Source organism: Rhodopirellula halodulae (assembly GCF_020966775.1).
Classification (GTDB): domain Bacteria; phylum Planctomycetota; class Planctomycetia; order Pirellulales; family Pirellulaceae; genus Rhodopirellula; species Rhodopirellula halodulae.
In genome coordinates this window covers 1,693,312-1,716,562 of the sequence record NZ_JAJKFV010000029.1, presented here as the reverse complement: position 1 = coordinate 1,716,562, position 23,251 = coordinate 1,693,312, and the positions used below count along the sequence as shown (strand labels likewise).

Annotated in this window: 15 protein-coding genes; 4 read left to right on the top strand and 11 right to left on the bottom strand. The window is 56.2% G+C overall.

Annotated features, from left to right (window positions below):
- Positions 1–17: 17 nt before the first annotated feature.
- The 6 genes from LOC70_RS19140 to LOC70_RS19115 all read right to left on the bottom strand — a co-directional run bounded on the left by LOC70_RS19140 (position 18) and on the right by LOC70_RS19115 (position 11,213).
- Positions 18–2,999 (bottom strand): zinc-dependent metalloprotease, encoded by a 2,982-nt coding sequence (locus LOC70_RS19140; protein ID WP_230255586.1) that lies wholly within the window; start codon positions 2,997–2,999, stop codon positions 18–20.
- A gap of 245 nt (positions 3,000–3,244) precedes the next feature.
- Positions 3,245–4,408, bottom strand: a complete 1,164-nt coding sequence (gene queG / locus LOC70_RS19135) for a tRNA epoxyqueuosine(34) reductase QueG (protein WP_230256199.1) — start codon at positions 4,406–4,408, stop codon at positions 3,245–3,247.
- Between the two features lie 5 nt (positions 4,409–4,413).
- Positions 4,414–6,183 carry a cation:proton antiporter domain-containing protein gene (locus LOC70_RS19130; RefSeq protein WP_230255585.1) on the bottom strand — a complete coding sequence of 590 codons (1,770 nt, stop codon included), beginning with the start codon at positions 6,181–6,183 and terminating at the stop codon, positions 4,414–4,416.
- A gap of 187 nt (positions 6,184–6,370) precedes the next feature.
- Positions 6,371–8,326, bottom strand: a complete 1,956-nt coding sequence (locus tag LOC70_RS19125) for an IRE (iron responsive element) (protein WP_230255584.1) — start codon at positions 8,324–8,326, stop codon at positions 6,371–6,373.
- Complete coding sequence (locus LOC70_RS19120; protein ID WP_230255583.1) at positions 8,323–10,212, bottom strand: ABC transporter permease; 1,890 nt, start codon at positions 10,210–10,212, stop codon at positions 8,323–8,325. Before LOC70_RS19120 ends, LOC70_RS19125 begins: the two co-directional genes overlap by 4 nt.
- Positions 10,209–11,213, bottom strand: a complete 1,005-nt coding sequence (locus LOC70_RS19115; protein ID WP_230255582.1) for an ABC transporter ATP-binding protein — start codon at positions 11,211–11,213, stop codon at positions 10,209–10,211. The genes LOC70_RS19120 and LOC70_RS19115 overlap by 4 nt, the downstream gene beginning before the upstream one ends.
- A 260-nt stretch (positions 11,214–11,473) precedes the next feature.
- Here LOC70_RS19115 and LOC70_RS19110 point away from each other — a divergent pair, with 260 nt between their 5' ends.
- Complete coding sequence (locus tag LOC70_RS19110; protein WP_230255581.1) at positions 11,474–13,051, top strand: bifunctional folylpolyglutamate synthase/dihydrofolate synthase; 1,578 nt, start codon at positions 11,474–11,476, stop codon at positions 13,049–13,051.
- Here LOC70_RS19110 and LOC70_RS19105 read toward each other — a convergent pair.
- Both LOC70_RS19105 and LOC70_RS24355 read right to left on the bottom strand, forming a co-directional pair.
- Positions 13,009–14,184: a CNNM domain-containing protein gene (locus tag LOC70_RS19105; RefSeq protein WP_230255580.1), complete on the bottom strand. Its 1,176-nt coding sequence runs from the start codon at positions 14,182–14,184 to the stop codon at positions 13,009–13,011. The genes LOC70_RS19110 and LOC70_RS19105 overlap by 43 nt on opposite strands.
- A gap of 84 nt (positions 14,185–14,268) precedes the next feature.
- Positions 14,269–14,403, bottom strand: coding sequence for a hypothetical protein (locus tag LOC70_RS24355; RefSeq protein WP_255716241.1), 135 nt, complete (start codon positions 14,401–14,403; stop codon positions 14,269–14,271).
- Between LOC70_RS24355 and LOC70_RS19100 the strand changes: the two genes are divergently transcribed.
- Positions 14,402–15,253 (top strand): SDR family NAD(P)-dependent oxidoreductase, encoded by an 852-nt coding sequence (locus LOC70_RS19100; RefSeq protein WP_230255579.1) that lies wholly within the window; start codon positions 14,402–14,404, stop codon positions 15,251–15,253. The genes LOC70_RS24355 and LOC70_RS19100 overlap by 2 nt on opposite strands.
- On the opposite strand, the gene LOC70_RS19095 is transcribed toward LOC70_RS19100, so the two are convergent.
- Positions 15,204–16,406 (bottom strand): glycosyltransferase family 4 protein, encoded by a 1,203-nt coding sequence (locus LOC70_RS19095; RefSeq protein ID WP_230255578.1) that lies wholly within the window; start codon positions 16,404–16,406, stop codon positions 15,204–15,206. The two genes, LOC70_RS19100 and LOC70_RS19095, sit on opposite strands and share 50 nt — an antisense overlap.
- Positions 16,403–17,731: an O-antigen ligase family protein gene (locus LOC70_RS19090; RefSeq protein ID WP_230255577.1), complete on the bottom strand. Its 1,329-nt coding sequence runs from the start codon at positions 17,729–17,731 to the stop codon at positions 16,403–16,405. Before LOC70_RS19090 ends, LOC70_RS19095 begins: the two co-directional genes overlap by 4 nt.
- A 314-nt stretch (positions 17,732–18,045) precedes the next feature.
- Here LOC70_RS19090 and serC point away from each other — a divergent pair, with 314 nt between their 5' ends.
- Together serC and serA are read left to right on the top strand one after the other, a co-directional pair.
- On the top strand, positions 18,046–19,194 hold the full coding sequence (gene serC, locus LOC70_RS19085; protein WP_255716240.1) for a 3-phosphoserine/phosphohydroxythreonine transaminase: 1,149 nt from the start codon (positions 18,046–18,048) through the stop codon (positions 19,192–19,194).
- A 152-nt stretch (positions 19,195–19,346) separates the two neighbouring features.
- Positions 19,347–20,969, top strand: coding sequence for a phosphoglycerate dehydrogenase (serA, locus tag LOC70_RS19080; RefSeq protein WP_230255576.1), 1,623 nt, complete (start codon positions 19,347–19,349; stop codon positions 20,967–20,969).
- Positions 20,970–21,123: 154 nt separating this feature from the next.
- Here the strand turns inward: serA and LOC70_RS19075 are convergent, their stop codons facing one another.
- Complete coding sequence (locus tag LOC70_RS19075; protein WP_230255575.1) at positions 21,124–23,184, bottom strand: hypothetical protein; 2,061 nt, start codon at positions 23,182–23,184, stop codon at positions 21,124–21,126.
- Positions 23,185–23,251 lie beyond the last annotated feature (67 nt).

Below are 23,251 nucleotides of genomic sequence, written 5' to 3'. Positions count from 1 at the left end.
CGTTTGGCAGATGCGGCTTAGTTCGAAACGTCTCCGGTTTCGCTTCCCATCATCATCATGATGGTCGGCCCCTTGGCGTTTCCTCCGCCATAGGTGTAGCCTGCGTCCAAAGCACGCTGGACACGCTCCTTGCATTCGGTCAGGTGAGCCATGCTGTAAGCGTCCATCTTCTTGCCACACTTTTCGATCGAAGACCCCATTCGGCTGGCCAACGTCCGAAGCTGCATCCGAGCCAAATTGCTGATCGGATGATACGCCGCGGTGTCTTGGCCTTCCTCCAGAATCAGGTCCACCAATCGCTGGATGTGTTCGCGTTGCAAGTTGCGACGCAACGAGCTGATCATCGGCTTGCGATCATTTCGGTCGTCTGGGCACTCCTCATCGAGCTCTTCCCAGACAGCGTCGCTGACGGTGTCTAACAACTCAGGCAACGTCAACGCATCCGCATCGGATGGCAGCCGCAGTTCGTTGTCATAGACACGTCGCAGTGTGGTTGGGTTCATCAACAAGGTCAGGGTCGTGGCCTGCATTCCAAGAATTCGATCATGGATAGGCCATGTGGCTTCGTTTGAAATACCACGGCCACTGTCCAACCATTTGTCGATGCCCAACCGCTCCAAAATCTCTGTGCTCAGCCCATAAGACTCGTCACGGAAACTGGTGTTGATCACAAACTGCAATGCCGCACGCTGATCTTCAGCGGGAACGACTTCGACAGGAACCCGGTTTCCGGGATCGCCTTTCTTGTCACGATTGACGAAGGCTCCGCCAATCCAATTGGACATCATGCTGACCGCTTTGGTTTGCAGACCGAGAGTCAGTTCGTAACCCCGTCGAGCTTTCGACCAGCTATCGCCATCTTTGACGAATTTTTCTAGCAGACGTTCACGATAGAGCTGAGCCAAACGCATTTGCTCTTCTCCATACGTCAACGGGTCCTTGCCGAAGTCGTAACGTCGAGCGTAGGGGTCGGGACCGCTAGTGTCCTCGTCCGTTGCGTATTGCAATTCTGGTTCAGAGCATCGCTTCAGAATGTCTTTCAACTTGGAATCACTGAACGTGTAGCCGTACTCGATGGCCCAGTAATCATACGGACCGATGTCGATCATGCCGTAATCGCCCTGGACCTCACCGGCCTCATAGCGATAGTTGATCGGCACATAGTCCATGACCGAAGCGGTGAATGGCTTCTTTCCCTTCACGTCTTCGCTGTTGATTTCACCGATGGTGTACAACGCCGAAGCTTTGAAGTTGTGGCGAAGACCCAGCGTGTGCCCGACTTCGTGGGCCACCAAATCGGCCAGCAAAGGACCGACAAACCACTCCGGAATTCCGTCGAGAAGCTCATCCTCTTCTTTCGGTTCGTCCTTCTTCTCTGCCGTTTTGTCTTCTTCCGAATCCTTTTCTTCGTCGGATTCTTCTTTCGACTCTTCTTTGCCGGCTTCGGCGGTTTCGTCAGAGGTTTCGTCGTCCTTCTCAGCCTTCTCTTCCGCCGCTTTCTTTTCGTCTTCTTCCTTTTTCTTCTTGGCTTCCTCGTCAGCCATCAGGGCCAATCCCCAATTCATGCGAGCGAACGCCAAATCCATGCTCCGTCCAGCGGCGGCCATGCAAAGGCCATTCTTTTGGCTGACTTGGCCGATCAGCCCGTCGTACTCATCGTCACCCAGCAACGAGGGATCCGCTTGAGACATCGCGAAACCGGCCATGGGTTCTTGAGCTTGGCGAGCGTACTTGTTTCGCAACGCATTGACTGATTCTTTGGCGCCCATTCGGATGCGAGGGTCCCAATTGGGATGATTGCCCAACCAAGCCAGCGTTTCAGCGCTCACGCCTTCCATTGCTAACTTGGGCATCAAGTCGTTGTAGTTGAAATTGAAGTGACGAATCCAACCATCGGTGAGGATAATGTCAGCGTCCAAAATCTGACCCGTTTCCGGATGAACGCGACTGGGTCCAATCGCGGTGCCGACGTCGTTGTTCAACCAACGAATGAAGTTGTACCGAACATCCTCGGGATCCTTCTCCATGTGGGCTTTGCTAACCGCGTCTTGATACTCGATGACAATCGCGTCAACGATTCCGACCTTTTCAAAAGCCTTGTTCCAATAATCCACGCCTTGCTTGATCCAACGTCGATAGCGGACGGGAGCCGTGTGTTCCACGTAGAAACGAATCGGCTCTTTCGGAGGACTCAGCTTCAACTTCGGATCGCGTTTTTCCAGATGCCAACGATTGATGTAGCGAACGCGGGTCTCGTCGTCTTGATACTTGCTCAAATCAGAAAAGGACGTCACGAAGAAGCCAACCCGTTCATCCGCTTCACGTGGCTTGTAACCACTCGAGCTACTTGGCACTTCGCTGAAAGAATAGTGAAGCGTTTGCAGACGTCCGCCGCTTCCAACAACCTCAAAAGCCAGCTCAACGTTTTCAGGAAAAACCTTCGCGGCCTCGACCTCGAACAGACGACTGTTGGCCAAACGCACCGACGAACCGAAGAAGGTCGTGGCGTTGCCAATCAACATGCTATCCAAGTCGATCACCGGACCACCGCTGGGCCCCATCGCGAGGATTGGCACGTCCAGAAGCACGCGGTCAGTGAACAGCCGCTTCACGGACGCTTTGGATTCCGCATCTCCCGTGGCGCGAATATCCAAGTTGGGAGCGATCAACGCCAAGCGATTGTTGTAGCGACGCCACTGAACCACCCAGTCGCCCGACTGGAGTCCTGCGTACTTGTCACCACTGCTGAGCGTCAATGCGACGAAGTATTTCTTGCCCGCGAAATTCTTGGGCAGCTCGGCGATAACAGATGATTCCTTCTCGTGCTTCCAAACATTGAACAAGCCCTTGGTAGCCGCTTGGTCGGAAACAGGAAGTTGCTTGTAGCCTTCAGAGACTTTCGAGAACGGTGGCAGATCCGCGGCGAAGCTGGTCGACGCACTTCCCACGCTCGCCACAACGGCGACGAGGGTTGCCAAAAAACGGCAGGTTCGATTCATACCCAATGCTTCCAATGGTCGTTCGAAATGAGGAGGGAGTTTCAAGACTACGTTAAAATAAGCAGTCTCGGAGGGTTTCGTTCACAGTGACTTCACTGTTTTATCCGATAAAATCCACCCAAACCAAACATTTCGCTTCACCAAACGATACAAACCGAACTTGAGCCTCGATCGCGGCCGCACGTGGACCTCAAGGTGGCCTGCACCTCCTTAGGAGCCACCACCCATTCATGGGACCCCGGTGACTACTTTTTCTCGAATTCAGCGACGACAAGCGGATCGGTCTCTCGATGGCGGTATGAGACCAATCGTTCCTTGGCCGCTTCATCCTCATGCTGAAGGATGGCCCAAACGGCCGCAGCACGAAGAATCGGGTCGTCCTCATCCAAGACGCCGAACAGACGTCCCAAGTGTTCCGGACGAGGCTGATTCCCCATCACGATGATTGCGTTACGCAACATTCCTCGACGCCGTGAACGCCAAAACGGCGTTTTTCGAAAACGATGGCGAAACTCGTCGTCATCCATCAAGAAAAGCGATTCCAGCTCGAACCAACCGTCAGATGATTGCTTTCCCCAACCCTCACGGCGATGCTGTCTCAATCCGGTCATTTCTTGCGAACGCTTCGCCGGGCGTCGGTTCCAAGGGCACACCTCTTGGCAAATGTCACACCCAAACAGCCAATCACCAATTCCCGAACGCAGACTTTCCTCCGGCAATTCCGATTGCTCGATGGTGAGATAGCTGATGCATCGCCGTGCATCCATCACACCGGGCTCAGGAAAAGCATCGGTTGGACAAGCATCCAAGCACGCCGTGCACGTGCCGCAGTGATGTCCCTCGTGCGGCTGATCGGTAGGCAGCACAACGTCCACCAAGATGCAGGACAAAAAGAAATAGCTTCCGAGCTGCTTGTTCAGCAACAACGTGTTCTTTCCGCGCCAGCCAAGTCCCGCCAAGACCGCGACCTCGCGCTCCATCAACGGCGCCGTGTCCACGATTCCTCTGGCGTTTGCACCAGGGATGCTCGCACGGATCTCGCGAATGATACGTTTCAGTTTGGGATGAATGACGTCGTGGTAGTCTTCACCCGACCAGGTGTAGCGAGCCACTCGGCCGTACGAAGTATGCGATGGATCGTTACGACGATCGGACCGCAATTCGGTAAGTGCTTTTGGATCGGCGGAGTCATAATTCATCGCCAAAACAATGATCGACTTAGCCCCCGGCAACACGCCCGAAGGGTGACGGTACGCTTCGCGTCGACGGTCGATGTAATCCATCGTTCCCGCGTAGCCGGATTCGATCCAGTCGACCAACTGATGAAAGCCTGCACTGGTAACCGCGGGAGCGATTCCCATCGCGGCGAAGCCTTCTGACAGAGCAGTTTGGCGAATCTGCTCGATCATTTCGTTCACGACAAACCGGCTTTGCGATCGCGAATCAACAACGACGTCAGATCACTTCGGCGAACCGTCGCCACCAAACGATGCGGTGCCTCATCGGTGACCACGGGAACGCAGTCGTCCGTGGTGTGACGGAACAACTCAACGGCGTCTCGAACCGGTTGCGCCGGATGCAGTAACACCTCGGGCGGCGTTGCCAAATCACCAGCGCGAACCAAATGATCCGAATGCGGATCAAAGAAAGCTTGGTTGAGCAAATCGAATCGAATTAACCCCACCACGCAACGGTCTTCGTCTAACACCGGGAAAGTGTTGTCGTGCGAGTGCTCGACATAGTGCACCACTTCGTTGAAGTCCGCGCTTTCAGCAATGCCTTCCGTGCTTCGTCGCATGACTTGCTCCACTCGCATCCGTTCCGACAACGCTTGCTTCTTACTCAAAAGTCCCGCCGAACCGGCCAACCGAGTGAAAACGTTTCGCAATGCTCCTAGAGGTGTGCCAAATGTATGGTGAATCGAATTGGCGATCGGCATTTCACCGCTACGCAAAACCGCCGCTCGCGTCAGCAGTGGACCAAAGATTTCAAAGATCACCACGGTCCCCAATATGATCGTTTGCACCTCACCCACCATCGTCGGATTTCGCGAATGTGCGGTGGCCGCCAGTGAAATCGCGACTCCCGCCTGAGCCAGCATTGCGGGACCGAGCCAGGTGCGAACCTCAACGGGCGCCCCCGTCCGCGACGCCATGAACCAGATCCCGGCCACCTTTCCGAGGCTTCGCAGGACCACATATCCCGCGCCGATCAGCCCCACGTTCCACAACAAATTCAAATCCAATTCGCTACCGTGGACCGAAAAGAATACGACCGTCAGCAATCCGCCGATGGAATCGAGTTGGGCCGTGATCTTCTGAGTTCCGCTCGACGAATTGACAACCACCACCCCCACCACCAAAAACACCAGCATGTAGGGCAGTTCCCATGTCTCGCTAAGCCCCAACATCAGCGCCGACGCGCCCACAAGCAACACCAACCATCGCCGCGTGTGCATAATCTCGCACGCGTAGCTGATCACCAAACCACCGATCAGCCCCAACAGAAACGCACCGCCGAGCGAGCGAACCAGCAACAGAACGGTTTCGCTCATCGATCCCGACGCGTCGCCTCCGGCAACCTCGATGCCCAACCAAACCAATTCGAACGCGACCACCGCAATCAGGTTGTTTAGCGTGACCAGAGTGCCCGTCAAACTGGTCACCGGGCCTTCGGCATTCGTTTCGCGAAGCACGAACATGGTGGTCGCGGGAGCCGTCGCGATCGCCAATGTTCCGAGCAATGCGGCTTGCGCGGCAGTCATCCCCAACACGAACGTCCCGACCGTGACCAAGATCACAGTGAAGGTCAGCTCGCCCACGGACAGCGGAATCGCTCGTCGTGAGATCCGGCGAATCTGATCAAACGGAAACAAAGTCCCGAGATAAAACAGCACCAAAGCCATTGCCAGCTTTGTCAGCGGTTCCAGCACCGCATGGTGCTCATGAGGAATCACATCCCCAAAACTCGGGCCGAGAAACAATCCCGCCAGCAGGTAGGCCGTGACTTTTGGGAGCCGCAAAAACTCACTCGCCAATCCCGCAAGCAGACTGGCCATCAACAACAACCCCAGCGTCGTTGCGATGTGCACCAAGTCAGAAGCTCCCGCCTGGGAATGCACCTCCGCCGCAACGGTGGTGGCATCTGCCAGGCCCAAAGGCAGGGGTTTCAGAAGGTCGATCATGGCAACTGGCGAGCGAAGGGCTGAGACGTTGGTCTGCCAAAATCGGCAAGCAGGCCCGCAGTTTAGCTAGATTTGCGATCCACCGACATAGAAGCTTCTGTCCATCACAGACCAGTAACAAGCGAAGCCCACGGCACTCAATCAGCACCGCGGGCTCACGCAAATGATCTTCAAAAGATGGAAGAGATCAGCTTCCCGATTCGTCCGATTCCACTGCAGCGTCCCCGGGAGAATCCACCTCCGGTTGCCCCGGCTCAGGTTGAGGCTCAGGCTTCGGCTCGTCCGAGCCATCAGAAGTCGATTCGTCTTCCTTCGCCGGCTCACCATCGGTTTGCTCTTCGGAAGTCTCGGCTTCCTCCTTCATCTCGGCGACCTCCTCCTCCGACGACGATTCGGCAGACTCAGGTTCATCAGCCTCTGATTCATCGGCCGCCTCGGTTTTGTCGGCTTCGTCAGCTTTCATTTCCGAATCGGCTTCGGAATTCTCGGCTTCCGCAGCTTCTTTCGCAGCCGCTTCCTCAAGTCGTCGTTCTTCCTCTTCCAGTTCAACTTGACGCTGAGCAGCCAACTCTTTCTGAGTTTGACGGACCTGTTCGTACATGTCCTGATCAACTTGCCCATACTCACCCATCAACTCGATGAACGTCTTCAATGGGAAGTCGTCTGGAATCTCATCCGAATCGATCGCGATGCGGTAGCGACGCAACGAGTCGTAAAGGTCTTCGGCGGTGTCATCAATCACCAGGATCGGATAGTCGTCAAAAATTTCCGCCCAAACTTCGAACGCCTCTTCGTACAACGAAATCGCTTTTTCGAGCTCCGCGTCTGCATTCGCTTTTTCGGCTTCGTAGATCAAACGACGAGCTCGAACCGTTCGTTCTTCTTGCTCCGCCATCGCCAACGTGTCCCAGTAGGGATAGTTGATCTGTTTTCGATACCCTTCGGTTTTCAAGATCCGCTCATCCAAATCTTTGACATCCTCAACCAACTGCAGGGCTTCGAGTTGCTTGGATGGGTCTGCGGCACGGGCCACGGCGTCATAGTCGACGCTGATGAACTGACGAGCCTTCTCAGCGATCGATTGCTGCGATTTGGATCGTTCCTCGCGTGGAGTCGACAAGGCATCGCGCTGAACAGGATCCAACTTTTCGATCGCCTTTGCTTCCGCTTCCACGTAGGCATCGCCAGTCACTTCTCTCAGCTTTTCAATTTTGTCCTCGCGTTGGCGAATCAGCTCATCGAGTTGCCCAAGCTTGATCGTGAACGCCGCCGTGGTTGGCACCGAACGATTCCCGAACGACTTCCAATCCGCCGAAGCCAACTGCCAAGCATTCTGGGCACGTTCATCCAGCACGCCTTCGTCTTCGATTGCCTCCGCGTGCTTGAGTCGCCACTTCGGCCCCGTTTCATAAAAGTTCAAAGGCGTTTGACGGCGAATCTGCACTCCGGATTCAACCAAGTCATAACCGCGATACAGCCACAATCGGCCGACCAACCAGTTATCAGGTTTGTTCATCGGCCCGCGAGCTTCAGGGCTGTCGACGGCGATGTCTTCGTTGAGTAGATCTTCGTGCAGCTTCTCGTCTTCGGAGAACAAGCGTCGGAACTGCTTTTTCTCATCCGACATGCCCATCTTTTGGCCGTAGAACCAACCCGTGTACCACACCAAACGAGGTGCCTTGCGGTTTTGGTTCACGCCCTTGGTCAGGAACTCCGTGCCCTCACGGACCATCTCGTAACGCTGGCGATAATCGTCGAACTCAGTCGACACGTTGTACGCCAGGTTGTGAGCCTGGAACTCCCAGACCTTGTCAAAGTGAGGCTGTAGCAGGGCAATGTTGTTGAGCGTTGCCTTCAAACGATCCCATTCGTGCATCACGCGGTAATCGTGCGACTTTTTCCAAAGCAACGATGCAGCGACGCCACGCAAACCGAGCGATGCCAACTTCATGGTTTCGCTGGCAGGACTGATTTCACCGAGATCACTCTCGGCAATGTCATACTTGCCACGCAACTGAGCCAATTGGCCGCCGCCTTCACCACCACCGCCGCTGGGCTGGCCCAACAGGTACAACGGAATCAGCATGACCACGAGGATCATCAGGTAAATCAATTTACGTCGCAGAACAGTAGTGCGATTCATGCTGCGATCTCTCGTGACTTCAGGATGAAATAACTGACGACAAAGGCAAGCAGGACATATCCAAACGTAGCCGTAGCGTGCCTCGCGAGCAAAGCACCAAAAATATCAAAGCCGGACGCGGCGTACTCGGCGGTTTCCACCATCTTCGGCAAGTTGGGCAGAGCGGTTGCAATCGCGTCCAAACCGTAAACGATTGCCGCATCCACCGTCTTGATCACCTTTGCCGCGACCGTATCGACGTCCAACTGAGTGGTCATCGCGTCTTGCCGTAGCAAACGAACCATCGACTCAATTGGTCCACCTCCACGCTCGATGCCACTGTCGATGTAGTGCCGGGTATCAAAGACTTGTTCGGCGGAAAATCCGAGCAGCACGCAAACGAACGTCGCGATCATGGCGACCGGCCCCGTCAAGAACGTACTGAACATCACACCAAAGGCAATCACCATGGTCATCTGCAACCAGATCGAACCGTAGGCCTTGGTCAGGTTCCAACCGAATGTATTGTCCGCCGGGTGCAGATACACGCCACTCTTGGTGACACCCAGGTACTGAGCACGGTCCAAGCAACGAATGATGACCATTAGCTGACCGTCTTCGTTGACCAAGTCGTCAAAAACGTTCAGCATCCGAGTCTCGTTGCCGTCGGTGCCCTCCATATCCAGGCTCAACACCTTTTCGTCCACTTCGTACTCGTCGACGATGAATGCAACCGGATTCGTCTCAATTGCTTTGTCGGGATGCTTCAAAGTGACCGAACCGCGAATACCGGTTTCGATGTCACCTTTGTAAGAACGGTAAGCTCGAAGCGAGAGGTCGACGGGGATGCCATCGGGATAGCGTTCCTTGGTCACGTTGTCGAACGTGAACTCCGCGGTTCCCAATGACCCGCCTTCGACGTAGCCGTGTTCAATTTTGCGTGAGCCTTTGGACACGCCGATCAAACGCGAAATTCCGGCGGAGCTGTAACCACCAGCCAGACGTTCGTTCCCGACGTCGATGCCCTCTTCTTGCAAGTTCCCAGAACGATCGCGGAACCGGATCGAACCGTAGGATGGAATGCGAGCTCGCAGCGCCCCCTGTGGCGGACCGATGGAGAACGTCCCATCGTCGTTGCGTCGAACCACGTGACGGTGGCCACGGACGATGTTCGTCACGCCTTCGCCGTCTTCGTTCAACTGAAACGTGTGCGAGTGAAATTGGACGTAGTCCGTTTCACCTTCGTACCCACCGCCAGGAAGTTCGCGGACTTCCACCACTTCCAAGTGCGTGTGATCCAATCCGCGAACCACAAAGAGGTAACTGAGAAGTCCCATTGGCACCAAGATCATCGTTCCAACACCGACGAAACCAAGCATGCGACCGGCGATGATCTCCGTCGCTCGGACGGGCTTGGTGACGATCGTGTAGATCGTTTTGTTCTTGATGTCCTCGGGCAACGAAAACGCGCTGATGAACAAAGCGAGTGCCAACACCAAATAGTTGGTCGCCGTCAAAACAAAGCTGACATACAAACGAGCCGGGTCATCACTTTGCGGGTTCAGATACCAACCGGCCAGCAACAGCAAGACGACAAACAAACCAACGATGTAGAGCACCTTGCGACGCAAGGCTTCTTTGAACGACAGGCGAGCCAGCGCAAGAATGCGACGAATGCTCGTACCCGGCAGATCGAACTTGAAGAAATCACGAACGGCACGGGCCACCGCGAAGAAACCTTCGCCGGATCCGTAGCGAGATGACGAGATCACGTAACCGGCGATCAGCCCAAGGACCACCGCCAGGACGAACAGCACAATGCCTTTTAAAGCGGCGCTTTCCAGGAACGCCCCGTCTCTCAAAAACCATTGTGAGTACGACCAGAAATCCTCCGGTTGCAGGTTCATGCCTGTCCTCCGTCGCTGTCGCTGCTGCCATCATTGGCGGAAGCCGCTTCGGGGGATTGAGACACGCGACGAGCACCGGGACGAGCTTCGCTTTCACGAACAATGTTGAGGAACAAATCTTCCATCGTGGCGGTGGGGTTGTCGATCGACTGAACGGTTCCGCCGTGACGAGCGATGACTTCCGCGATTTCAGACTTCGCCGCATCGGACAATCCCGACGCGTGAACTTCGGTCACGTCTTGAACCTTCAGCAAATCGCTGACGCGTCCAAGTTCTTTCAGTTCGCCTTGGTGCAGAATCGCAACTCGGTCGCAAACGTCTTGAACGTCGGCGAGTTGGTGGCTGCACAACAAAACCGTTTTCCCTTGGTCGCGAAGCCCGAGGATCAAATCCTTCATTTCGCGAGTACCGATGGGGTCCAAACCGGTGGTTGGCTCGTCCAACAAGATCAAATCGGGGTCATTGATCAACGCCTGAGCCAGACCCACACGGCGGGTCATCCCCTTACTGTATTCCTTCAATTGGCGGTGCTTGGCACCTTGCAGACCGACCATTTCGATCAGTTGAGAAACACGGTCGCGACGTTCCGAGGCGGACAAGTCAAACAATCGACCATAGAAATCCAGCGTCTCGTCGGCCGTCAAAAACTTGTACAGGTACGATTCTTCGGGCAGGTAGCCGATTCGCTCGTTCTTGCGAGTCTCGCTGGCGTCCTGATCAAAAACCAGAACGCGGCCGCTGGTTGGGAACAGCAAACCGAGGATCAACTTGATGGTGGTGGATTTGCCGCTTCCGTTAGGCCCCAACAAACCGAAGATTTCCCCCGGACGAACTTCGATGTCCAAGGACTTCAGAGCGTGAACCTTTTTCCGGCCCCAAAAGTCACGGTAAATCTTGCTCAGGTTGCGGGTCTCGATGACGACCGAGCTGGAGGCGTCGGCAGAATCCGGTGTCGCGGTTTGCGGCGCGTCAGCCACGGCCGCGTTGGGTTCATTACTCACGGATGAAGGATCCCGACTCAGAGAGAAAAGCGAATAAATTGGATGAAAACAGGCTCGATATTCAGGGAGCCTACCGAGAAGTCCCCTACGCTACGAGGCATCGACACGGACGGTTCGGGGTTGTCAGCCATGGTTTCTATTTTTATCACTGCGGCAGTGCGATTCCCGCTCGCTCGATGCCGTGCGGGTCGATCGCTTTCCGGCGTCGCTGACATTTGCACCCCCAACTCGATGATTCAACGATCGAAAGCAGATCCAACGTGATCTCGCGAGACCATGACGCCTATCAATCAGCGATCAGCTGGTTGGTCAACCGAATTGACTACGAAAAACTCGCCAGCTCCGGTTCGCGATACCGATTCACTTTGGATCGAATGCGAGACCTCATGGAGCGACTGGGGCATGGCCAGCATTTGGTCCAGTTGTCTGATTCAGCCGGTGATCCGCCTGCGACCGATCAGTCCCTCACCGCCCCCCCGACTAGCCCCGAATCAAACAGCGCCGGCTCAGCCTCCACGCCACCAATCAATCCGATCAATGATTCCGTTCGAATCATTCACTTGGCGGGCACCAAAGGAAAAGGCAGCGCGGCCACCATGGTCGCGGCTCTGCTCCGTGCTGCCGGTTATCGAGTCGGCCTGTACACGTCGCCGCACCTGGTTCACCTGGAGGAACGATTCCGAGTCGATGGCCAAATGGCGACTCCTGCGGAGATGGTCGCATTGATCGATTCCATGCGGCCAATCGTCCAGGCAATGACCGACGCTCCCATCGGTGGACCTTCGTTTTTCGAACTCACCACGGCGATGGCAATCGAACACTTCCATCGCCATCATTGCGACGTGTGGGTTTTGGAAACCGGACTGGGAGGAAGGTTGGACAGCACCAACGTTTTTCAAAGCCACGCGACGGCGATCACCACTATCGGTTTGGACCACCAACATGTGCTGGGCAACACACCCGAACTGATCGCGGCAGAAAAGGCTGGCATTTTGAAACCGCATACGCCGGCGATCAACGGTGTCCCCCATGGCACCGTCCGCGATGTCATCGTGCAGATCGCAAAAAACGTGGACGTCCCCATTCGGCACCTCGGCGACGACATTCAGATCCTTGCCAAATCAAACGAGGTCACCGATGCAGGCACATCGACCTGCATCGCCCAACCAACATGGGGCAGCCAATTCCGCATTCGCGGGCTCGGTGAATGGATGCCGGAACAAACCGACATTCAGCTCAAGCTGGAAGGCAAACACCAAGTCCACAACGCGGCGATAGCGCTAGCGTTGGTTGATTCCATTCCTAGCATCCGTGAAAAGTTGAGACCGGAAGACCGCATTCACGAATGCCTCGCGTCATTGCAGATGCAAGCTCGTTTGGAACGCTTTGATCTACCAGGCAATCGAGTTTTGCTGTTGGACACGGCTCACAATGCGGATTCCATCGACGCGATGCTAAACGTCCTGCACGACAGAATGCAGGGTCGAAAACTGCATTGTCTGTTTGGCACCAGTGCCGACAAAAACGTGCCGGCGATGCTGGAGCGGATGCAGCCTCACTTCGACCGTTGGATCCTGACTCGATACGAAGGCAATCCACGCTATGTCCCGGTGGACCAACTGCAAACATTCGCGTTGGAGTCGGGTCTATCCGCCGATGCCATTCGCGTGATCGAACGTCCATTGCAAGCCTGCGCGACCGCGATTGATGGTCTGAGTTCCGACGAGGTGCTGGTGATCTGCGGATCGTTCTTTTTAGCGGCCGAACTACGCCCGTGGCTGGTAGAACAAGCCGATCAGTGGGCGGAATCCGTCTCGTTGGACTTGCCTTCCTCGTGATTCGTTTCGGATGAACTGGAGGGCGGTCCGTCCAAGGGTTGAATGCCGATCTTGGCGGCACGTTCTTCCCAACGCTTGCGAGCGTACTGCTGAAGATCCACTTGCGTGTCGGATTCGTCAACGATCTCAAGCCCCAACAGCGTCTCGACTAAATCCTCCAGCGTGACCAGCCCCACGATGCTGCCATAGTCGTCACTGACCATCGCAAGATGGTGACGTCCCTCGAGCAAAATTTCCAACAATTTGGGCAGCGGACGATTGTGCCGAACGATTGCGATCGGCCGAGAAAACTCTTTTAGAGCACGATCTGATTGCCCGCGTGTGTGAGCGAGCAGCAAATCCACCTTCAGCACAAACCCGGTGATCCGATCGAGCTGTTGGTCGTAGATCGGAATCCGAGAAACAGGCAGATCAACGACGTCCTCGACTCTGCCTGGACTTTGTTCGGTATTGGTTTCATCCGATGGATCGGGCATCGTTTTATGCAGCAGCTCGCCAATGGTCATCGTCTCGGGATAAGCAATGATGACCACTCGAGGCGTCATGATGTCTTGGGCCGTCAGGTCTGGTAGACGCATCAAAGACTGGAACACGCGAGACTCGTGATCGTCCAGCACACCCTGCTGCGCCCCAATCTCAGCCATCGCAGACAATTCATCGCGTGTCAGTGTGTGATGGCTCTTGCCTCCCGAAAGCAACTTGGTCAGCAACTCGCTCATCCAAACCAGCGGGTACATCAAAAAAATCAGATAGCGAACCGACGAAGCGATCGCCGGTCCCAACGCACGCCAGTACAACGCGCCGATGGTTTTGGGAATGATCTCGCTGAAAACCAGAACCAGCAACGTCATCACCGCACTGGCGATCCCGACGGCTTGATTGCCATACAACCGAGCCGCCTCGGCACCCACGCCCGCCGCACCGATCGTGTGAGCGACGGTGTTCAAACTCAAAATTGCCGCTAATGGCCGGTCGATGTTTGCCTTCAACCGGGCCAACCGCTGGGCAGCAACGGGTTTGGTCTTTTCCAACGTGGCGATGAACGATGGCGTGATGGAAAGCAACACCGCTTCCGCCACACTGCAATAAAACGAAAAGCCGATGGCGGCGACGAGATAGATCAGCAGAAGCATGAAAAGACAGATCGAGCGAGAAGGAATCCAAACCGAATGCGGAACATCATACAGGACTGACCGAATGTGGAACCGCCCGAAACATCAGCCACCAACGACGCGACCAAACTGCGTTCCAAGCACCCTTCCATCCGCCACGACTTTCGCGTCCGATTCGCCTTGGTAAGCTGCGTTGGCAAGCCGCTCCACCATCCACGTCGCCGCAACCTGAGCCGTCATGTCCCGCCCACGAAACGACTCGCCGAACCAACGATCTTCTCATGGCATCGTCGTGACCGGTGCCTCCAGCGGCATCGGCCGGGCGATCGCGATCCAGCTGGCGAAATCAGAACACGCCGCTGGTCTGCGCGGACGTTTTCTCGTCCATTTCCGCAACAACCGTGCCGGTGCGGAGTCGACCGCAGAATCGATTCGCGAATTGGGGCACCACGTGGAAACCGTCTCAGCTGACTTGGCAAAACCCGCAGAAGTCGACCATTTGGCCGACGTGGCGTTTGACCGACTCGGAACGATTCAAACCTGGGTCAACAACGCGGGCGTGGATGTGTTGACGGGGGATGCAGCCAATTGGTCGTTCGAGGAGAAACTGCAGAAGCTACTCGCCGTCGATGTACAAGGCACCATTCGATTGTCTCGGTCCGTGGGCGACCGACTGCTTCAACAAGCTCAGACACAACATTCCAGTCAGATCCTGCCGCCGGTGATGGTGTTCATCGGTTGGGACCAGGCTCCCTTGGGAATGGAAGGCGACGCGGGATTGATGTTCGGACCCGTCAAAGCTGCGGTCATGGCTTTCTCGGCATCACTGGCACAAACGCTGGCACCACACGTTCGTGTGAACACCGTATCGCCGGGCTGGATCCAAACAGCCTGGGGCGAAAGCACGCATGGCTATTGGGATCAGCGCGCGACCGGGCAATCGCTGATGAATCGTTGGGGCCGCCCGGAAGACATCGCCGAAGCGGTCGCCTACCTAACCCAGCCCAGCAACAGTTTCGTGACCGGACAAAATCTGAATGTCAATGGCGGCTGGAATCGCCGCTTTGATGTTCGATCAACTGATCAATGACCGCCGTGATTTGGTCAGCCGCATGCTCCGGCGTTCGATCCGAAACCGAACTGCGAGCCTGCTCACGCATCATCATGCGTTCGTCGCCTGACATTGCCGAGAATGTCGTCAACGCAGAACCGAGGGAAGCCGTGTCGTCGATTGGGCAGACCCAACCGTTCACACCATCCTTCACCAACGTGCTGACGGCTTGAGCCCGCGGATTGCCGATGACAACCAAACCGCTATGCAAAGCCTCGTCGACCACCAATCCCCATTCGTCGCCACGGGTCGGAAAGAACATCACTTCGTGGTCTCGATAGGCATCGCGAATCTGCTCCGTCGTGCAGTTGCCAAGACATCGCACCGTCAAATTCGCGGGTGTCGCAGCGGACTGAATTTCATCCAATAAGGGACCACCACCCACGAGCGTCCATTGCAAACGCAGCGTTGGATTCGACGAAGCCACCTCGATCATCTGCCGCAATCCTTCACGAACTCCTTTGCGATCGATCAACTGACCGACAGTGACGACACGCACTTGATCACTCGCGTGTGCTTGCAACTCATCGCGATAGATCTTGGTCGGATCTGCGGCATATTGAAACGGAGCCAGGCGATCCGCAGGCACTCCAAAATCAAGCAACCATTGTTGGCACTCGGGACCGTGATAGGTCACGCGATCGGCACACCTCAACAGCCATCGTCGTTGAGTTCGCCGCAGCCAGCCTGAGCGACTTGATTCAATCCACGGCGAAGTGCTGACGGCTAACACCAATTTGCATCGCCGAGGTCGCAGTCCAAACCAACCCGAGAGCCCACAATGAACGGCGGACAACATTGACCGCATTCCCAATTCAGCGGAAACCACCACCTCGGGTTGGGCGCGACGAAGTTGGCTCATCGTGTCCAATGGAAAATGAACGTAATTCACGTCCTCATATCCACCGGGATGACGATCGATTCGTGTGCGAGTCCATGTGCGCTGCTCGCGAACATTCAACCCACCATCGTCCGGTACCCAAGACCGATTGCCTTCCATCGAAACCGAGATCAACACGATCAACTTGCCGACTTTCTGATTCCAAGCCTGAGTGATCGCGATCACATCCGGCGCCAAGAAGTTCAGCAGATAAACAACCGTCGCGTTCGACGCGGACCCTTCAACCGTCATGCCAAACCGGGGTTTTGAGCCTCGCCGACGTTGTCCGGAAAGCGGTCGCTCTGAAGTGACTTGCGAGCTTCGATCGCGTCAACCTGCCGAGCATCCACCATCACCGGGTAGAAAATGCACAACAGCCACACGATGGTGCAGGGCCCGGGAAAGGTTTCCAAAATGGTGTCCTCGGTCAAGCATGAAAGCACGGTAAATGCCGAGAAGGCACGGATCAGCAAGTGTTCACTTCCGAAGACCAAAAACACATTCCAAAACAGCAGCCCCAACATCAACACACCCGCCAACAAGCCTCCTGCCAAGGTCGCGTGCAGCACAGCATTGTGGGTCGCTTGCGAATACTCCAGCATCAGGATCGGTGCGGCGTTGAAGCCGTGGCCAATCAATGGCCTGTCCGAAATCAAACTGATCGCTTTGGCCCAAATCTCCGACCGTCCCGTGCCACTGGTGATTTCCTCGGCGTCACCCGACTTGGAAACTTTCGCCAGAACCTTCCCAACAACATGGTCTTCTTGCCCACTGACGTAAACCGAAGCAAGTCCCATCACACCGACCAAAGCCAAAGCGGCGGCCGCCGCGACCCCGGCGCGAGTCGTCAATTGATCGAGGAACAAGATCGCCATACCAAAGGTTCCTGCCAACAACGCGGTGCGACTCCACGCCAAATACGCGGCAAAACCAAAGCACACAAACAACGGCAGCGCGACGTTCAGCCGCAGCGTCCCAGCGCGGAACAAATACAATGTCGAGATCCCTCCCAACACCATCGCTCGACCAACGGCGTTGGGGTGAGCCGTCCCCGACATCCGATTGACCACCAAGCCATCCGCAAGCAATTCGGGGAACAATCCGTACTTCGGAACAAAGAAATAGAAGAACAACGCAAGACACATGGTCACGGTGACACCGGCCAAAACCGCAGTGACCAAACCTCGCAGCCCCAGCAAGAACAAGGCAACCACCATGAACACCACAAACGTGATGTTGATCAGAGTCGTCGGCAACGAAGCCGAACTGATCGCAATCGGCGTTGCGAGCCCCGCCAAAGCCAAAATCGACATCACCACCAGCGGCGGCAGAGTGGTCAGGGTTTGCCGAACGCTGGGAGACGTCAGAAATCCATAGGCTCCCACCATTGCTGCCATCCCGGCGACCAATAGCTTGCAGGCGACTTGCCCGTCCAAACCCACCGTCATCGTTTCGGCATCGGATGAGATGTCCAGCGGCCCAAAAAAGACCGACAGAACAACCAAGCACCAAGTCAGGCTCGCCAGCGTCGACGATTCGCTCAAGGCCCGTCGAATTTGTGCGGAAAGCGGAAGCATGGAGGGTTGGCTCGAAGGAAAAGATGCAAGCGTGTACCGCTCTCAAGCTTAATCGGGCCGATCAAAAATGGCAGCCGCAAGTGTTACCTCGCGAATCGTTCGCGATTCCCTATTCCTCACAACTGGTACCAAACCCGTTCGGTGTCCTTGCAAAAGACCTAGGACCGCGGAAAAAGCGATCCAAAACCGTGGAACGGGTTGCCTTCCGCATCTGCTCGACGACGTTTAGAATTCGCGAAAACTCGAGGTCGGTGGCTTTTTCACCGCCGATCTCACATCCCCCATTCATCACCCACGCGACCGAGCCGCCTCGAATGACCGCATCAGCCCAAGGTGTGCAAAACCAATCCACCACCGATTCCGCCGCAGGCCACCCCGACCGCGTGTTCAATTTCTCGGCCGGCCCCGCGACGATGCCAGTGTCGGTCCTGCGTGAAATCCAGGACGAAATGCTGTGCTACCCCGGTGCGGGGGCATCGATCATGGAAATCAGCCACCGCGACAAATTGTTCGTCGATGTCCTGCACGATGCGGAAGCAACCATTCGTCAGTTGCTGAACGTCAATGACGACTATTCGGTGATGTTCATGCAAGGCGGTGCGACGCTGCAATTCTCCGCGATCCCCGCCAACCTGCTTCGTGGCAGTGGCAAACGAGCCCAATACGTCCTGACCGGTTCTTGGGGAAAGAAAGCCATCAAGGAAGCCAAAAAAGAGGGCGACGTGGATGTCCTCTTTGACGCTGCCGAAACAAATTACGACCGCTTGCCCGCTGAGCTCGCATGCCCCGCCGATGCGGCCTACATGTATTACTGCAGTAACGAAACCATTCAGGGCGTTCAATTCCAAGACGAACCAAGCTGCCCTGATTCGGTTCCATTGGTCAGCGATGCTTCCAGCGATTTCTTGTGTCGCCCATTGGACATCAACAAGTACGGATTGCTCTACGCCTGTGCTCAGAAGAATGCGGGACCAGCCGGCGTGTCGGTCGTGATCATGCGAAAAGATCTGATCGAAAAAGCAGATCCAAACATCCCCGGATACCTTCACTTTAAAAACCACCACGACAACGATTCCGAATGGAACACGCCGCCCACCTTCGCGATTTATGCACTGGGCAAGGTGGCTCGTTGGTTGCGTGACGACATGGGTGGCTTGGAAAAGATGGAAGCCATCAACCGCGAGAAGTCTCAGCAGTTGTATTCGGTCATCGACACCAGCAACGGTTTCTATCGCGGCCACGCTCAACCCGATTGCCGCAGCTTGATGAATGTGACCTTCAATCTGCCAAGTGACGAACTGACCGCCAAGTTCATCTCAGAAGCGGCTGACCACAAACTGTCGGCACTCAAAGGGCACCGCAGCGTCGGCGGTATTCGCGCCAGCATCTACAACGCAATGCCCCGCGAAGGAGTTGACGCACTGGCATCGTTCATGACTGACTTCGCCAGCAAGAACAGCTAGGCATCGGCGGCGCCTCCTACCCCATGCTTTCGTTGAATGGTCAGTGACGCATCGGCCACTGACCTGACACTCGCCGATCAAAGGATCCTCTCAGAGGTTCACATCGGCACGATCATTCATCTGTCCCCCGACTAAACAACGCAGTCCCCAACATGCATCGCATTCTCGTCCTGGATGACATCGCCCAAGAAGGCCTCGATTTGCTGGATGCCACCGAAGGCATCGAATACGAAGTTCGCACCAAACTCAAAGGTGAAGAACTCCGTCAATCACTCAACGAATTCGACGCGGCGATCCTTCGCAGTGGTGTGACTATCACCCCAGAATCGCTGGAAGGCAACACTCGTCTTCGCGCCTTGGTGCGTGCCGGTGTCGGAACGGACAACATCGACAAACCTGCCGCCACGCGACGCGGGATTGTCGTGATGAACACGCCCGCGGGCAACACGGTCAGCACCGCGGAACACACGTTTGCCATGCTGCTCGCCATGAGCCGCAACATCGCCGTTGCCAACCAAAGCCTGATCGAAGGCCGTTGGGACCGCAAAAAATTCATGGGTACGCAGGTCGCCGGAAAAACCCTCGGCATCGTTGGCATGGGACGCATCGGTCGCGAAGTCGCTTCGCGTGCTCAAGCCTTCGACATGGAAGTGGTCGCCTACGATCCATTCCTGACCGACGATCAAGCGGAATCGCTGAAGGTTCGGCGTGTCGCCACGGTCGATGACATGCTGCCACAAATTGACTACCTGACCGTCCACACGCCGTTGACGCCTGAAACCAAAGGCTTGATTGGCATGTCGCAATTAGAAAAGGTCAAGCCGGGTCTGCGGATCATCAATGTTGCTCGCGGTGGCATCTATGACGCCGAAGCCATGGTGGAAGGCCTGAAAACGGGCAAGCTGGGCGGCGTTGCTCTGGACGTTTATGAGAACGAACCTTGCACGGACAGCCCGCTGTTCGGAATGCCCGGTGTTGTTTGCACGCCTCACTTGGGAGCCAGCACCGAGGAAGCTCAAACCCAGGTTGCGGTGGAAGGCATACATCTGCTGTTGAACTACCTGCGAACGGGTGAAATCCGCCACAGCGTCAACGTCGCCTCCCTTGATCCAAAGACGTTGGCAGAACTGCGTGGTCACCTAAACGTCGCACATCGCCTGGGCTTGTTCCTCAGCCAACTGCACGGCGGCGGAATCGACCAAGCTCGCCTGACATTCCGTGGAGAAGTCTCCGGGAAAGACACCCGAGTCTTGCACAACGCATTCTGTGCCGGATTGCTGGAACGCGTCGTCGAAGATGCCAACGTGATCAATTCCGAGATGCTTCTTCGCGAACGCGGAATTGAATTGACCTGCGAGACCTCCGGCGACAAAGGTGCTTTCACAAGCAGCATCATGGCGGAAGTCAGCGGCAACGGAAAAACGGTTCAAGCGGGTGCCGCCATCCTTGGCCACGACATGCCTCGTTTGATCGTTGTGAATGGCTATCGTCTGGAATCCTTCCTGGACGGCAAGTTGCTGGTCTTCGCCCACAAAGATGTCCCGGGCATCATCGGTCAAGTCGGCACGACCTTCGGCAGCCACGGCGTGAACATCGCTCAGATGGCTGTCGGTCGCGAAGGCAACGCTCCCGGCGGAGCGGCGATCGGTGTTCTCAGCCTCGATGGCGAAGTGCCAGCCGCCGCGATGGATGCGTTGCGTGCGATCGACGCGGTCATCGATTGCCAAATCATCGACATGCCCGCTGCTGGCGAATTGCCAAGCTGGTTGAGCTAGAGCCCAGCTCATAGAAAGCCCCGCTTAGAGCAAGACTCACTCGATAGAAAGCGGCCCTCGCTTCACGACGTCATCCGGGCATCGCTCGGATGACGTTTTTTTGTTTCAAACTCGATCGCGGCCTGCGTTCGTCATCAGCGTTCTGCCGAATCAATCAGCGTGCGATTCGAGTCGCCGATGTCGCCATCACGTGAGGCGTCTCGACGCCTTTCAGATAGCCACTCTCTCCGGTCACTCGGATTCGTGTCCCGAGGTGCGAGTGAACGTCGACGCCCGGAGCCGGTGTCACGTAAGCCAAAGTGCGTCCGCCCCGATCAGTGATCGCGTAAGGAGGCCGCGTGGGATCTGCCGAGTAAACCTCGACCAGAGTTCCCTCGTGGACGGGTAATTGGACAGTGGGCGATTCAGCGGCGGGCAATCCAGCGGCCGGCATTTGAACGACAGCATGAGCGGCCGGAGCGATCGCATCCACCGCAGGAGCCACGCTGGGGATCGCCACCGCGGTGCCCGCAACGGGCTGTTGAATCGGGGAAGCCATCACCGATGGCGTTGGCAAAGTGGTTGTCTGAACAACGGTCTCTCCATCGCGACGTTGTGCCACCACTTGATATTCGCGGCATCGGGTTGCCAAGGCGTGCATCTGCAAACGCTCAGCAGCTTCGCCAACCAAACTCACTTCTGGTGCTGAAGCTCCACGTGCCATCAAACGTGAGAACAGCACCGGCAATGTTGTCGCGTCGGCACTGGCAACCTCGCGTTGAACCTGCTCCATCTGCGAGGAGGAAATAACGCGTTTCTTAGCAGGTGTCATCGCGAAATTCGCGGAGACCTGAGCGATAGACGGCTGAGGCGATACGCCTGGAACTGCACCGACAGATGCAATCGGACCGCCGTCCACCATGCGCGGACGTGACGTGATCGTCATGATCGATTCTCGCGGCATGGAGACCGGGTTGGATGCAGCGGTCATGGCGGTGGATGGAACCGCCGTGGGAGCGACACCACTTCCGACAATCGAGTCAGCCATGGATGAACTGGCCGCTGCCGGGTGGTTCATCGGTGTGGCGGTCGCTGCCATAGCCGTCGAAGCCGGAAGCTCGGATGCTCCCGCTGCGGTCGGTGCGACATTGAACGGCCGAGCCTGCGCGATTTGGTAATCGTCGATCGGTACCAAGTCAGGAACACGCCGACTGGAACTGGTGATTGGCTCCAAGTCCTCCGTATCCTTTGCTCCGCCTATCAAGGATTCCAATCCGCGAGCGATTCGGTCTGAAAGACTACGAGGACGATGGTCATCGTGGGATTCGATCTTACGCCCGGGATGCAATTGCTCCTCTTCACCACGAAGCTGAGCAACGCGGTCAGCCAATTCGCGACGTGGATGCGACTTCTCTTCGTGACGATGTGAATCGGTATCCAGGTCCCAATTCTCGTCAGCAACATCCGCTTCGAATTGGGACATCACGACTCGTGGTTGCTGGCCACTGTCTGCCGATTTGGGTTCAGCGTTGGCGGATGCGACCTCGCGTGCCGGCGTGGGCCGCAAATCGGCATCAGGTAAAAACATGTGCGATGCGGGTTCGGGCTTCTTCAGGCTGGCCACCAATTGCTCGGCGGTCGAGACGGTTTGGTCACGATGGATCCAACGAAATTCACCGGACGGCGGAACGATCCGGTACCACAATTGAGGCCCGTCTGGCCCTTCGCGTTCGCTACTGCCAACGATCGTGACTTCTTCGCCTTCCGCCAACTGCACTTGCCAGCGATAGCGGCGGGCTCGCCCGAGGTTGGTTCCAATCCAAGCCACCGTTTTGTCTTCGGTCACCGACGCTTTTCCCAAAACGTCTTTGGATGACTGATTGGATTTCGCTGCATCGGCGTTGAGTTTCACCGCGTCGGCCGCAATCCAGCAAAAGCTCTGATCGACGGGACGGACTCCCAACCAACCGTCCGCTGTTTCGACGTAGACCTCCAACTCCTGCCCGTGACGCACGGGATCGGTCTTGTAATATTCGCCGGAAGGTCCACAGCGCAGGTGAACAGCTTCGTCCGAGACAAACACTAGATACGGTTGACTCACCGCTCCACCAGATTCCTGGCCGGAGACGGGGAGCCCCTCAAGCGTCAAACTGACCATGGTGGCAACGAAGATCGATAGCGATCCAAGTGACCGTGGCAATTGGCAACTGATTCGGGAGGCGGTGCGTTGGGACATCAAAACACTGCAATGACGCGGGAAACCGGAAGGTGCCGCCCGCAGACCAATCCGCGAGAACGGCGAT